The organism is Roseibium marinum, assembly GCF_002906165.1.
Taxonomy (GTDB): domain Bacteria; phylum Pseudomonadota; class Alphaproteobacteria; order Rhizobiales; family Stappiaceae; genus Roseibium; species Roseibium marinum.
In genome coordinates, this window is record NZ_PPCN01000002.1 from 379,231 (window position 1) to 393,341 (window position 14,111).

13 protein-coding genes are annotated in these 14,111 nt (G+C 61.5%); 9 read left to right on the forward strand and 4 right to left on the reverse strand.

Annotated elements, in window-relative coordinates; all coding sequences use genetic code 11:
* Window positions 1–8: 8 nt before the first annotated feature.
* Window positions 9–1,355: an ActS/PrrB/RegB family redox-sensitive histidine kinase gene (locus tag CLV41_RS08730; RefSeq protein WP_103221918.1), complete on the reverse strand. Its 1,347-nt coding sequence runs from the start codon at window positions 1,353–1,355 to the stop codon at window positions 9–11.
* A gap of 175 nt (window positions 1,356–1,530) precedes the next feature.
* Here CLV41_RS08730 and secB point away from each other — a divergent pair, with 175 nt between their 5' ends.
* Window positions 1,531–2,031 (forward strand): protein-export chaperone SecB, encoded by a 501-nt coding sequence (gene secB / locus CLV41_RS08735; protein ID WP_103222031.1) that lies wholly within the window; start codon window positions 1,531–1,533, stop codon window positions 2,029–2,031.
* A gap of 100 nt (window positions 2,032–2,131) precedes the next feature.
* On the opposite strand, the gene CLV41_RS08740 is transcribed toward secB, so the two are convergent.
* Both CLV41_RS08740 and hrcA read right to left on the reverse strand, forming a co-directional pair.
* Complete coding sequence (locus CLV41_RS08740; RefSeq protein WP_103221919.1) at window positions 2,132–2,935, reverse strand: HesA/MoeB/ThiF family protein; 804 nt, start codon at window positions 2,933–2,935, stop codon at window positions 2,132–2,134.
* A 58-nt stretch (window positions 2,936–2,993) separates the two neighbouring features.
* Window positions 2,994–4,082 (reverse strand): heat-inducible transcriptional repressor HrcA, encoded by a 1,089-nt coding sequence (gene hrcA, locus CLV41_RS08745; RefSeq protein ID WP_103221920.1) that lies wholly within the window; start codon window positions 4,080–4,082, stop codon window positions 2,994–2,996.
* Between the two features lie 145 nt (window positions 4,083–4,227).
* Here hrcA and rph point away from each other — a divergent pair, with 145 nt between their 5' ends.
* The 8 genes from rph to CLV41_RS08785 all read left to right on the forward strand — a co-directional run bounded on the left by rph (window position 4,228) and on the right by CLV41_RS08785 (window position 11,725).
* Entirely contained in the window at window positions 4,228–4,941 is a 714-nt protein-coding gene (gene rph / locus CLV41_RS08750) for a ribonuclease PH (protein WP_103221921.1), read from the forward strand.
* Between the two features lie 12 nt (window positions 4,942–4,953).
* Entirely contained in the window at window positions 4,954–5,592 is a 639-nt protein-coding gene (gene rdgB / locus CLV41_RS08755) for an RdgB/HAM1 family non-canonical purine NTP pyrophosphatase (RefSeq protein ID WP_103221922.1), read from the forward strand.
* On the forward strand, window positions 5,577–6,761 hold the full coding sequence (hemW, locus tag CLV41_RS08760; RefSeq protein ID WP_103221923.1) for a radical SAM family heme chaperone HemW: 1,185 nt from the start codon (window positions 5,577–5,579) through the stop codon (window positions 6,759–6,761). The genes rdgB and hemW overlap by 16 nt, the downstream gene beginning before the upstream one ends.
* Before the next feature lie 378 nt (window positions 6,762–7,139).
* The gene (phaZ, locus tag CLV41_RS08765; RefSeq protein WP_268952634.1) at window positions 7,140–8,804 is read left to right on the forward strand and encodes a polyhydroxyalkanoate depolymerase; all 1,665 of its coding nucleotides are present in this window, start codon (window positions 7,140–7,142) and stop codon (window positions 8,802–8,804) included.
* Window positions 8,805–9,067: 263 nt separating this feature from the next.
* Window positions 9,068–9,760: a glycosyltransferase gene (locus CLV41_RS08770; RefSeq protein WP_103221925.1), complete on the forward strand. Its 693-nt coding sequence runs from the start codon at window positions 9,068–9,070 to the stop codon at window positions 9,758–9,760.
* Between the two features lie 162 nt (window positions 9,761–9,922).
* Window positions 9,923–10,351 (forward strand): DUF2852 domain-containing protein, encoded by a 429-nt coding sequence (locus tag CLV41_RS08775; protein WP_208987382.1) that lies wholly within the window; start codon window positions 9,923–9,925, stop codon window positions 10,349–10,351.
* A 141-nt stretch (window positions 10,352–10,492) separates the two neighbouring features.
* Entirely contained in the window at window positions 10,493–11,230 is a 738-nt protein-coding gene (locus CLV41_RS08780; RefSeq protein WP_103221927.1) for a M48 family metallopeptidase, read from the forward strand.
* Between the two features lie 60 nt (window positions 11,231–11,290).
* Entirely contained in the window at window positions 11,291–11,725 is a 435-nt protein-coding gene (locus tag CLV41_RS08785) for a hypothetical protein (protein WP_103221928.1), read from the forward strand.
* 36 nt (window positions 11,726–11,761) lie between these two features.
* On the opposite strand, the gene CLV41_RS08790 is transcribed toward CLV41_RS08785, so the two are convergent.
* Entirely contained in the window at window positions 11,762–14,029 is a 2,268-nt protein-coding gene (locus tag CLV41_RS08790; protein ID WP_103221929.1) for a transglycosylase domain-containing protein, read from the reverse strand.
* Window positions 14,030–14,111: the final 82 nt, after the last annotated feature.

The following is a 14,111-nucleotide window of genomic DNA, read 5'->3' on the forward strand; positions in this document are numbered from 1 at the left end:
TTTATGTGTCAGTTGCTGCTGTTATGGTGTGAAAAGGGCGGTTCGTCCACTCTGCCGTCATGTTCGAATACGTCGCGCGGCCAGCTCACGCGGATATATGCGCCTGTTTGCGGCGGGGCCTGATTGTCCAGGCTGAGCTTGGCACCGGTGCGTTCCAGCAGGGTTTTGGCAATGAAAATGCCGAGGCCCAGCCCGCCGCCGGTTCCGTTTTGCGGCGCTTTTCCGCCACGTATCGAAACATACGGATCGCCGATCTTGCCGAGAATGTCGACGGAAAATCCCGGACCGTCATCCTTGATCGAGATGGACAGCGTCTTGTCGTCCCAACTGGCGGAAACATCGACGCAGGAGGCCGCGAAATCAACGGCGTTTTCAACGAGATTGGCGAGGCCGTAGCGGATTGCCGCGTTTCGTGTCCCGACCGGTTCGCTCCCCTTGCCCTCACTGGTGCAATGGATGGCGACACCCGTCCCCCGGTGCGGATCGATGACATCCTCGAGAAGCTGTGACACGGGCATGCGCTGGTAGGTGCGGTCCTGTTCACTCGACAGGCTGGTGAGCTGCCGCAGGATACCGCGGCAGCGTTCGGACTGCGAGCGGATCAGCGCCACGTCCTCCGCGCGGCTGTCGGCGTCGTCGAATTCGTCGGAAAGTTCCTTGGCAACGAGATAGATGGTCGCCAGCGGCGTGCCCAGCTCATGCGCGGCCGCCGTCGCCAGACCGTCCAGGGCGTTGAGATGCTGCTCCCGGGCGAGCACCAGTTCTGTCGCGGCCAGTGCGTCCGCAAGCTGCCGCGCCTCCTCGGCGACCCTGAAGGCGTAGATCGCCATGAAGCCGAGAGTCGAGACGAGAGCAATCCAGATCCCGACCGAATAGACCACCGGCAGCCGGAACACCTCGTCCTCCGGCCAGGGCAGCGGCAGATGGAAAACCGCCAGCAACGTGGCGCAGGCGGTCGCCAGAATCCCCAGGATGAACGTGTGCCTGACCGACAGGCCTGTCGCCGAGACCATGACCGGCGCCATCAGCAGGAAGGCGAATGGATTGCCCAGGCCGCCGGTCAGCAGCAACAGGCCGCTCATCTGCAGGATGTCGTAGGCGAGCTGCAGGGTGACAGCCCGATCCGACAGACGCATGGCCGAGGGCCAGCGGATCTTCAGGAAGATATTGAGCCAGGCCGAGAGCGCCACCATGGCGAAGGCGGCGCCTGCGGGCAGGGGATAGCCGAGCCCCACATGCACCACCAGGAGCGCCGCCGTCTGCCCGCCGACGGCGAGCCAGCGCAGGCGCACCAGCGTATCGAGTTTCAGCCGCCTGTGCGGCAAGGTGATATGGGAGGCGGGTTGATCGGACATATGGTTCTTTTGAAGCTGAATCGGGATGCTGGCAAGGCTGTGGTACTTGTGCCGGCCCGGCGTAGATGGTAGCCAGCCGCAGACAGGGTTGCCCGGCTGGCGCGGGCCGGCGGCCGGCTGGAGGATATTCCGGCTCATTATTTCAGATCAGCACCGCGAAACGGAACGAGACACGATGACCGACACCAATGACAGCGGCGCACAGCCGCAGGCGGAAGGCGACGCAGCGCCGGGCATGCACATCCTTGGCCAGTACATCAAGGACCTGTCTTTCGAAAACCCGAATGCTCCCCGTTCGCTGGCCCAGGGCGAACAGCCGAAGCTCGATATCAATGTGAATGTCGGCGCACAGCAGATGGGAGATGACCAGTTCGAGGTTGTCCTGACCCTGAACGCCAAGGCCGAACGTCCGGACATGGTCATGTTCAACATCGAGCTGGTCTATGCCGGCATCTTCAAGATCACCGGTGTTCCGAAGGAGCACATGCATCCGTTCGTGATGATCGAATGCCCGCGCATGATCTTCCCGTTTGCCCGCAACATCCTGTCCGAAGCCACGCGCAACGGCGGTTTCCCGCCGCTGATGCTCGACCCGATCGACTTCGCCCAGCTCTACCGCCAGAACATGGCCCAGCAGGCCGCGACCCAGCAGGCCGGTGAGCAGAAGCCGAACTGAAGATTTTCGGATTGATGAAGTTTCAGACCCGCGCCGGTGTGAACCAGCGCGGGTTTTTTATTTGCTGATCTTCAATAAGCCGTGAACCGGGTTACGCGCCTCATACCTCTTCCAGCATTTCCGCCCAGCTTTTCGGGTTATGGCCGCTAAGCGGGTTCTTGGGTGAATGCCTGTAGCGGATTGTCTCCATTCGGAAGCTTCTCGCGTCGAACATCATCAGTCGGCCGACGAGCCCCTCGCCTGTCCCGGTCAGCTCCTTGATCGCCTCCATGGCCTGCATCGCGCCGATGATGCCGGTCAGCGCGCCGAGAACGCCGGCCTCCTCGCAGGTCGGCAGCAGGCCGTCGCGCGGCTTTTGCGGGAAGAGGCAGCGATAGGTCGGGTTGGGAGTGCCGTCCGGACCGGTCTCGAACGGCCTCAGCGTCGTGATGGACCCGTCGAACTGGCCGACGGCAGCGGTCACCAGCGGCTTTTTCGCGAAATAGCAGGCATCGGAAACCAGATAGCGCGTGTCGAAATTATCCGATCCGTCGACCACCAGATCATAGGCCGAAATCAGCGATATCGCATTGTGCCCGACCAGGCGCGCCGGATGCGGGTTGACCTTCACATTCGGGTTGAGCCGGGCAATCGCCTCCGCGGCGCTGGCGACCTTGGGTTCGCCAAGCTGGGTGGTGTCATGGATCACCTGGCGCTGCAGATTGGAGAGCGACACCGTGTCGTCGTCGACGATGCCGAGCGTGCCGATGCCGGTGGCGGCCAGATATTGCAGGACAGGAGCACCGAGCCCGCCGGCTCCGATCACCAGAACCCGCGCGTTTTTCAGCTTCTGCTGCCCGGCGCCGCCGATCTCCCGCATCACGATGTGGCGGGCATAACGTTCAAGTTCGGCTGGGGAAAGCATTTCCGGTCCTGGTCAAAATGAAACACGTCAAGGGCTGAAGATCGCGGCAGGGTGCTACCTACCTCAGTATCTTGCTCACCAGCCGGGCGGTGTAGTCCACCATCGGGATCACCCGCGCGTAGTTCAGCCGGGTCGGGCCGATGATGCCCAGAACGCCGACGATGCGCTGGTTGCTGTCCCGGTAGGGCGACACCACCAGCGATGAACCGGAAAGGGAGAACAGGTTGTTCTCCGAGCCGATGAAGATGCGCACGCCGTCGCCCTTTTCGGCAAGGCCGAGCAGCTGGATGAGGTCCTTCTTGTTTTCCAGGTCGTCGAAAAGAAGACGGATGCGTTCCAGATCCTCCACGCCATCCAGGTCGGTCAGCAGGTTGGAGCGGCCGCGCACGATCAGCGAGCCCGGGTCATCGCCGCTTTCGCCGCCCCACACCGCCAGCCCGGCATTGATGACTTTCTGGCTGAGTTGATCGAGTTCAGCCTGGTCCACGTCGCGAACCCGCTCCAGCTCCGTGCGGATCTGGGCGATGGTGCGGCCTTGGATCTGGGCATTCAGATAGTTTGTCGCTTCAACAAGCGCCGATGACGGCAGACCGGCTGGCAGGGCGATCACCCGGTTTTCCACCGAGCCGTCCTCGCTGACCAGAATGACAAGGGCCTTCAGGGGCTCGATGCGCACGAATTCGATATGCTTCAGCCGCATGTCGGTCTTGTGGGTCAGCACGACACCGGCGCCCATGGAAAGGCCCGACAGCATCTGGCTGGCTTCCGTCAGCACCTGTTCGGCGGAATTCGCCTTTTGCGACGCCCTGACCTGAACGTCGATGGCGCGGCGTTCTTCCTGGGTCAGATCGCCGACTTCCAAGAGAGCATCCACGAAAAATCTCAGGCCGACTTCCGTCGGCAGACGCCCGGCGCTGGTATGGGGCGAGTGCAGCAGGCCCATATGTTCCAGATCGGTCATCACGTTGCGGACGGAAGCCGGTGACAGGGACATGGACAGGCTGCGGGAAACATTGCGCGATCCGACCGGTTCACCGGTCTCCAGATAGGTTTCCACGATCGAGCGGAAAATTTCCCGGGATCTTTTGTCGAGCTCACTGAGACTCAAGGCATGTTCTCCGGCTGATTGACCCCAATGCGGGATCAAAAGACGTCATTCTCACATGATATAGGCGCAAAATGGGCCCGACGTGAAGCTGGGCCTTTACGGCGGACGAAGTTGGGGTCTACAAGGCCGGTAAGATTGGGAGGAAACAGCCGTTTCCATTGAGCCAAGGTTGAAAGGAATATTCATGCGTCCGTCCAAACGCGCAGCCGATGAGCTGCGTGCCATTACCCTGGAGCGCGATGTCTCCAAACATGCAGAGGGCTCCTGCCTGATCAAATTCGGAGACACGCATGTCCTGTGCACCGCCAGTCTGGAAGAGCGTGTTCCGCCCTGGCTGCGTGGCCAGAACCGGGGTTGGGTAACGGCTGAATACGGCATGCTGCCGCGCGCGACCGGTGACCGGATGCGCCGTGAGGCGAGTGCCGGCAAGCAGTCCGGCCGGACCCAGGAAATCCAGCGGCTGATCGGCCGGTCGCTGCGCGCCGTCGTCGATCTCGAAGCGCTGGGCGAGGCGCAGATCACAGTGGATTGCGACGTCATCCAGGCCGATGGCGGCACGCGCACGGCGTCCATCACCGGCGCTTGGGTTGCGCTCAGGGATTGCGTGGAATGGATGAAATCCCGCGAGATGGTTTCCAAAGAGGTCCTCAAGGACCACATCGCGGCCATTTCCTGCGGCATCTATGCAGGGGCACCGGTGCTCGATCTGGATTATGCCGAGGACAGCACCGCGGAAACGGATGCCAATTTCGTCATGACCGGATCCGGCGGCATCGTCGAAATCCAGGGTACCGCGGAGGGCGCGCCGTTTTCCGAAGATGAATTCGGGCAGTTGCTTGGCCTTGCGAAGACAGGTATCGGCAGGCTCGTCGATCTGCAGAAAATGGCAATACTTTAAGGACCTGAGGGAATGAGCCACCGGAAACTCGAGCCCGGAAAACTGGTTGTCGCAAGCCATAACACCGGCAAGATCCGCGAAATAAACGAGCTTCTTCGGCCTTTCGGGTTCGATGTCGTCTCGGCGGCCGAACTGGACTTGCCGGAACCGGATGAAACCGGGCTGACATTCGAGGCGAATGCCGCGCTCAAGGCGCAGGCGGCCGCGCAGGCATCGGGTCTTCCGGCCCTGGCCGATGACAGCGGTTTCTGTGTGGAAGCGTTGAATGGAGATCCTGGCATCTATTCCGCGCGCTGGGCCGGCCCGGACAAGGACTTCGCCATGGCGATGCGCACGATCGAGGAAAAGCTGCAATCCCTCGGCGCAACGGCGGAGGACCGGCGGCGCGGCTCGTTCGTGGCTGTCCTGTGTCTGGCCTGGCCGGACGGACACGAGGAATATTTCCGCGGCGAGATCGAAGGCACGGTGGTCTGGCCGCCCCGTGGCACCCAGGGGTTCGGCTACGATCCGGTTTTCCGGCCGGAGGGTCATGAGCGCACCTTCGGCGAAATGAGCTCGGTCGACAAACACGGCTGGTCGAGGGACACGCCCGCGCTTTCCCATCGCGCACGCGCCTTCCAGCTGTTCGCGGAAGGATGTCTGGAAGAGTGAGCGTGTTGCCGAAGCAAGGGACAATCAAGGGCGGGTTCGGCATCTACGTGCATTGGCCGTTCTGCGCCGCCAAATGCCCTTACTGCGATTTCAACTCCCATGTCCGTCACCAGCTGGTCGATCAGGCCCGGTTTACCGCTGCCTTCGAACGCGAATTGTCGCATTTCGCGGAACTGACGAAAGGCAGGACCGTCCAGTCGGTCTTCCTGGGCGGGGGGACCCCTTCGCTGATGGCGCCGGCGACGGTCGAACGCATCCTGACCGCGATATCCGGCCACTGGACACTGGATCCGGACGTGGAAATTTCCATGGAGGCCAACCCCTCATCGGTCGAGGCCGAGCGGTTCAGGGGGTACCGGGCCGCCGGCGTCAACCGCGTATCGCTCGGCGTGCAGTCGCTGATCGACACGGACCTGAAGCTGCTCGGCCGCCTCCACGACGCGCAGACGGCGCGAAAGGCCATCGAGACGGCTCGCGACACCTTTCCGCGGCTGTCCTTCGATATGATCTATGCCCGCCCGGGCCAGACACCCGGCGGCTGGGAACGGGAGCTTCAAGAGGCCATCGCGCTCGCAGCGGACCATCTGTCGCTCTACCAGCTGACGATCGAGGAAGGCACGCGCTTCCACACGCTTTATCATGCCGGCAAACTCGAGATGCCCGACGCCGATCTCGGGGCGGAATTCTACGAGCTTACGCAGGATGTCACCGGTGAAGCAGGACTGCCGGCCTATGAAGTGTCCAACCACGCCCGGCCGGGCGCCGAATGCCGTCACAATCTGGTATACTGGCGCTATGGCGATTACGTCGGCGTCGGGCCGGGGGCCCACGGCCGCCTCACGGTCGGTGCCAGCCGGCTCGCGACTTCCACGGAGCTTCATCCCGAAACCTGGCTGGAAAATGTCGAGCGGCATGGCCACGGCATGATCGAAAATGCGGGTCTCGGCGAAGAAGAGCAGGGCGACGAATTTCTGCTGATGGGGCTGCGGCTCACCGAGGGCATCGATCTGGTTCGTTATGAGCGGTTTTCCCATAGATCCATCGACCCGGAGCGATTGAAGGCACTCCTGGAGCACGGAATGGTTGAGGTATTGGGGGAAAACAGGGTCAGAGCCACGCGGGAAGGTTTTTTTGTGCTCGATGCGGTGGTCGCGGATCTCGCGTCATAAGCCGGACCCGGCGATCCGGCAATTTATGCTACCAAACTGATTTAAATATCCTATCTCTGTTTCGCAGTGCACAGAACTTGCCTGTGAAAATGAGTTCTTCCGCGAAATTGAGCGTTTAGGCGCGTGATTGCATAACAAATAGCAGTATTGCGGGCGGCAGCCGGCGAAGCTATCCTGCTGCAATGCAATAGATCGACGGATGTCCAATCGGAACCGATTGGTCACCCGGAAGCTGATCGATTCAAGAATGTTCGGGCAACCTGCGCTCACCTGACCGCGGGATGCTCAAAAAGCTGCGATAACTGGCAGGCCGTGGATATGTTTTCAAAATTCGCCAACGGGGCTGGCGGCGGCTTAGAACTCAAAGGAGACGCGCCGTTGCCGTTTTATCACCTTTACGAGATGAACCACGCGGTGATGGCGCCGTTCAGAGCCATGGCCGACATGACCAAGCTCTATTTTCAGAACCCGCTCAATCCCTTGAGCCATACCGAGTACGGCCGATCGGTTGCCGCGGGCTGCGAGGTTCTGGAACGGACGACCCGGCGCTACGGAAAGCCTGAATTCGGCCTCAAGGAAACGTCCGTCAGCGGTGTGCGCGTTCCGGTACACGAAAATATCGTCTGGAGCCGGCCGTTCTGCGATCTCATTCACTTCGAACGCGGGGTGACCAAGCAGCGCAACGATCCGAAAATCCTGATCGTCGCGCCGATGTCCGGCCACTACGCGACGCTGTTACGCGGCACGGTCGAGGCGCTGCTGCCGAATGCGGATGTCTACATGACCGACTGGATCGATGCCCGTATGGTGCCGGTCCAGGAAGGCAAGTTCGATCTCGACGATTATATCGACTATATCGTCTCGATGCTGCACTACCTCGGGCCGGATTCTCATGTGCTCGGCGTGTGCCAGCCGTCCGTGCCGGTTCTGGCTGCGGTTGCGGTGATGGAGGACCGGGAAGACCCGTATGTTCCTTCGACCATGACACTGATGGGCGGACCGATCGACACGCGCGTCGCGCCGACGGCCGTCAACGATCTCGCGGTCTCCAAGGGCATTGACTGGTTCAAGAACAACGTCATCATGAAGGTGCCTTTCCCCCATCCGGGCTTCATGCGAGACGTTTATCCGGGCTTTTTGCAGCTTTCCGGGTTCATGAGCATGAACCTCGACCGCCACGTGACCGCCCATCGGGATTTCTTCCAGCATCTTGTGGAAGGGGACGGCGACAACGCGGAAAAGCACCGCGATTTTTACGACGAATATCTGGCGGTGATGGATCTGAGCGCGGAATTCTATCTGCAGACCGTCGAAACCGTTTTCATCGAGCATTCCCTGCCGAACGGCACCATGAAGCATAACGGCCGCACGGTCGATTGCACGAAGGTCCGGCGGACGGCGCTGCTGACGGTGGAAGGTGAGAAGGACGACATCACCGGCCGCGGCCAGACCAGGGCGGCTCATGATCTTTGCACCAGCCTGCCGGCTGACATGAAAGCGCATTATGAGCAGCCGAATGTCGGTCACTACGGCGTCTTCAACGGCTCGCGCTGGCGTGCTGAAATCGCTCCGCGGGTGATGGACTTTATTCGCTCCAACCGCACCGATCTCCCGAAAAAGGCACCGGCTGCGCCCGTCACCGCAAAAAAGTCTGCCGCGCCCGTCGCCACTAAAAAACCGGCCGCGCCAATTGCCACCAAAAAACCGGCTGCGCCAAATGCCATGAAAAAACCGGCCGCGCCGGTGGCCGTTAAAAAGCCGGCGGCGGCCGGAAAGACGAAGGCCGCTCCCAAGAGTGGTCCGCTGGAGAAAATCCTCCTCGTCAAGCCGGACGGCGTGGCCGACGACCTGAAAGCGATCAGCGGTGTCGGCCCGAAACTGGAATCGGCCCTGAACGAGGCCGGGATCTTCCATTTCTGGCAGATCGCCTCGCTGACGGCGGAGCAGATCGATGCGCTCGACAGCAAGCTTGATTTTCGCGGCCGCATCGCCCGCGACAAATGGATTGGACAGGCCCGCGAGCTGTCTGAAAAGGTGAGCTGACGTCAACAGCGCAGTGCTCACGGATACCGGATCGACAGACCTCCAATCGGGACCGATTTGAGCTCAGAAAGTGGATCGACCTTAAATTGGCAGAGCATCTTGTCTGCGTTCAATTGAACGCAGGATGCTCTGGTGAATGTGCTGAGCGCTTGAAACCTGAGCCCGAAGCACGGGTTTTCTTCCGGCACCCTTCGCCCGCTATTGATTCCGTGCCTGTCGCCCAATACAAGTCCGGTCAAGCAGCGTGGCCGGAGGTTTTAATAGTGCTCAATATTTTTATCGGTTTCGATACGCGGGAAGCGGTCGCCTATCATGTTTGCGTCAACAGTCTGACGCGGCTGTCGAGCGACGTTCTGGCGGTCACGCCCCTCTCGCTCGGCAATTTGAAGACCTATCAGGAGACCCATTCGGACGGGTCCAATCACTTCATCTACAGCCGGTTCCTCATCCCTCACCTGATGAACTACAACGGTTGGGCGCTGTTCATGGACGGGGACATGATCGTGCGGGACGACATTGCCAAGCTGTTCGCCATGCGGGACGAAAGCAAGGCGGTGATGTGCGTTCATCACGACTACAAGACCCGGCAGACCACCAAGTATCTCGGCTCGAAGAACGAAAACTATCCGCGCAAGAACTGGTCGAGTGTCGTTCTGTGGAACTGCGGACACCCGGCAAATCGCTCGGTGACACCCGAATTCGTCACCAACGCCACCGGCGCCCAGCTGCACCGGTTCACCTGGCTGGAGGACGATCTGGTCGGGGAGCTGCCGATCGAGTGGAATTGGCTGCCGGACGAGTTTGGCGCCAATCCGGATGCCAAGCTGCTCCATTTCACGCTCGGCACGCCCTGCTTTCACGAATACGCCAACGCGCCGATGGCGGCGGAGTGGCACCGCGAAAAGCTTCTGGCGAATTATTCCTCCCAGCATGTGATTGACGGCCCGTTCGACTGAAGCCGCATTTTCCCGGAAAGTACAAGGATTTAAACCCGGCCGGGGATGTGCCCCGCCCGGTGTTTTCCCATCCGGCGCTGTTTCGCGTCCTGTCGCGAATCCTTGAAGCTTTGAAGGACAATCCCCACTTGAGGTTGGTGGATGTCACAAATGGATGGGACAATGACAACGACCAAAAGTTGCATGATCAAACCTGCCTGGACGCCGGCGACCATCGGTCTGATGGTCCTGGGGTTCGTGGTGTTCTGGCCGCTTGGCCTTGCCATGCTCGCGTATATTCTCTGGGGTGACCGCTTCGAGGGAATGTTCCGTGACGCAAAGGATCAGTGGCGGGGAAGCCCGCTGAAGGGAGCATTTGATCAGATGTCAAATACGACTGGCTACGCACGCACCGGGAACGTCGCGTTCGACGACTATCGCGAACGCGAATTCAAGCGCCTCGAGGAAGAACGCGCGAAGCTCGACGCAATGCGCGCCGATTTCGACGATTTTCTCAGGGAACTGCGCCGGGCGCGCGATCAGGAAGAGTTCGACCGCTTCATGTCCGACCATGGCCGTAGTGCTGGCGGGTCGGAAGCAGCTCCACTCTGAATCCTGTTCCCCGATTCCGGCCTCGTTCGAGGCCGGCCTGACCGAGAGCGGCGCCTGCAAAGGTGCCGCTCTCGTCCGTTTATCGACAGTGTATTTTCCTCTAGACTTTCCTGAATTGATTCGTTCGGACACCCGCTGTTCATGCTGTTACGCCCCGGCAAAAACAAACTGCCAGATCATATCGAAATCGAGACGGACACCAGCGCGGTGCGTATCCGCCTGCGGGCCAATCCGAGGGCGCAGCGATATCTGCTCCGCCTGCCCGCGGACAGGTCCGGTCCAGTCCTGACCGTTCCGCGCGGCGGAAATCTGGCGCGCGCGGAACGCTTCGCCCGCCAGCATATCGACTGGCTGATCGAGCGCCTGCAGGACCGCTCGGACCATGTATCCTTTCAGCCGGGCGATATCGTGCCCCTGCGCGGCGACGGCCATGTCATCATCCCGACGGGTAAGTTGAGGGGACTGATATCGGCCGGCCGCACGCAAGCCGGCGACCCGGCCCTGCTTGTGCCCGGTGCGGATGACCACATTCCGCGCAAGGTGACTGCCTGGCTGAAGGCGCAGGCGCGTGCGGACCTGACACTTCGCGCCGGTTTCCACGCAAGAACGATCGGCGGCAGGATTGCCGCGATCAGCGTTCGCGACACGAAGAGCCGCTGGGGGTCCTGCGCCTCCAACGGACGGCTTTCCTTCTCCTGGCGGCTTATTCTCGCCCCGCCCGACATTCTGGATTATGTCGCCGCTCACGAGGTGGCGCACCTGAAGGAAATGAACCATTCCGCCCGGTTCTGGCAGCTTTGCGAAAAACTGGCGCCGCAGACGCCGCAAGCCCGGGTCTGGCTGAAGGAAAATGGCCTTCATCTGCACGGATACGGCTGAAAAGAAGTTACAAATCAGGGCAAATATGCTTCGTTTCCGCCAAGGAAGAGGGGGCAAATCATGCGAATTTTCAAAAAATCCGGTGTCAGAGGATTGATCTTTCCGCTTCTGGCGGGTCTGACGATGGTATCCGCGGGGGCGGCTGCGGCGGACAGCTGCTGGAACCACAACGGTTCGATCATGCGCCTGCAGGCCCAGGGCAACCAGCGCTGGCTGTCCTACGAAATTCCAAGAAATGTCCTGAGCAACGCCGGTGTGCTCCCCGGTACACTGCTGTTCAACGGGGTCAAGAAAGGTAATTGGTATTCCGGCACGGCGCGGGTATTTTCCCGATATTGTCCGGGCAATCCATTCGAATATTTTGTCGAAGGTCCGGTGCGCGGAGACCAGCTGCAGGTCACGGTAAGCGGAACCCGCGAAGTCTTCCAGCAGTGCAGGCCGACCGGGCGATACGTCACCGACACCCTGGTCTTCACCTACAGCCACGACTGCTAACGCCTGCAAAGACGTTTACGGAGAATCGTCTTTGTTTTATCCCCCGCCGAAAAGATTGCGCAGGAGGTTGAGCGGACCCTTGCGCTCGCGGTTTTCGCCGCCGCCGACCGGTGCCGGCGGGATCGGCTCGCTGCCGGACCCCACGGATTGGGAGGGCACCGGCTTTTGCGGAGCCGCAACGCTTGCCGGCAGGTTCGGGATGCCGGGAAGATCGGCAACGGGAAGGCCCTGATGGGCCACATCCATCACCTCTTTCCAGACACCGGCCGGAAGACCGCCGCCGGTTGCCTTTCTGGTCGGTGAATTGTCGTCGTTGCCGAACCAGACCGCCGTGGTCAGGTTGCCCGTATAGCCGATGAACCAGGCATCGCGGAAGTCCTGCGTGGTGCCGGTCTTTCCGCCGGCGGGCCGCCCGCTGTCCAGCCGGGCCTTGCGGCCGGTGCCCGTCAGCAGCGTTTCCGACAGCATCAGGTTCATGTTGCCGACCATCTGACGCTCGACAACCCGGCCGCGGCCGTCGCCGGAGCGCGAATAGAGCGTCTTTCCGTCGATGCTTCTGATCCGCCGGATGATATGCGGCAGCACGCCGTAGCCGCCGTTCGAGAACGGCACATAGGCGGCGGCGATTTCCAGCGGAGTAACCTCGGACGTTCCAAGCGCCAGGGACAGGTTCCTGTTCATCTCGGACTCGATGCCAAGCCGCCTGGCGGTGTTGGCAACGGTCCCCGCCCCCACTTCGTAGGCAAGCTGCACCGCGACCGTGTTCAGCGAGAGGCTCAGCGCGCGGGTCAGCGTTACCGGGCCATAGTGCTCCTTGGTGTAGTTCTTCGGCGACCAGCCGCCGATGGTGATCGGCTGGTCCTGCCGGACCGTCTGCGGCGCCATGCCGTTCTCCAGCGCGGCCAGATAGACGAACGGCTTGAAGGCCGATCCGGGCTGGCGCTTGGCATAGACAGCGCGGTTGAACTGGCTCTTGGAATAGTCGGCGCCGCCAACCAGGGCCTTGACCGCCCCGGCCGTATCGAGCGTCACCACCGCGCCCTGTGTAACGGCGTAGATTTCCCTGTTTTCCTTGAGCGCCGCGCGAAGCGCCTTTTCCGCGGCCTGTTGCATGACCGGGTCGATGGTGGTGTCTACGACGATGTCGGTTTCTATCGAGCCGATGAAATGCGGCAGGACGTCCATGACCCAGTCGGCGGCATAATTTTCGCTGGCTGTGGTGTAGCGGCGCACGACCTTGGCCGGTGCCGCGATGGCGTTCTTCGCCTCGTCGGAATTGATATAACCTTCCTCGTGCATCGCCGCCAGGACGAGCTGGGCGCGGTCTTCGGCGAGGTCCGGATTGCGCGCCGGGGAATAGCGGGACGGCGCCTTCAGCAGGCCGGCGATGGTGGCCGCTTCCGCGATGGTAAGCAACCGCGCCGATTTTCCGAAATAGCGCCGCGCCGCCGCGTCGACGCCATAGGCGCCCGAACCGAGATAGACCCGGTTCAGATACATCTCCAGGATTTCGTCCTTGGAGTATTCCGCCTCCAGCCAGAAGGCGAGCACCAGTTCCTGGATTTTCCGCCTGATGGTGCGATCCGGTTCAAGGAACAGGTTCTTGGCGAGCTGCTGGGTAAGCGTCGATCCGCCCTGTGACAGCCGCCTTGCCGTCAGATTGGTGTAGACCGCGCGCATCAGCCCGATCGGATCGACACCGAAATGCGACCGGAACCGCCGGTCCTCGATCGCGATGACGGCATTCGGCAGGTAAGGCGGCAACTGTTCCAGACGGACCGCTTCGCCGCCCGTGTCGCCCCGGTTTGCAATGAGCTGGCCGTTGGCCGCGACGATTTTCACATTCGGCGGGCGAGCGGGCACCTGCCATTCGGAAGTCGGCGGAAGATAGGCGGCGTAGTAGCCGACGATGCACACGACAACGACGGTGCCCCAGATGCCCAGGACCGCACTCCAGTAGAGCCCGCGTTTGACCAGGCGGCCAAGCGCGGCGGGGACGAAAAGGCGGCTTTTCCGTTTCTGGCCGCGCCGTTTTGCACCGGACCGGCCGCCCTGACGGGCGCGCGGCGCGCTCTTCGTCTTCGCGGACTTTGGCTTGGCTGGTTTTTTGGCGGTCGGTTTTTTGGCCGCGGGCTTTTTGCCGCCGCCCGATCCTGCGGCTTTACGGGATTTTGCTTTGGACGGCGATTTTCCCGCGGGCGCAGCCGGTCTGTCCTGCGGGCTGAGGCGCAGGTCGAGCAGGCTGCTGCCTGAATTTCCAAATGTCGGCTCAATCCGCGCCTGGCGTTTCGCCCGTTGCGCCATAGATCATCCGTCCCGTACTTGTCCGGCAAATTGCCGGGTTCCCCGGGGACGATCCTAGAATGCACCACTTTAAGGGGGCGTT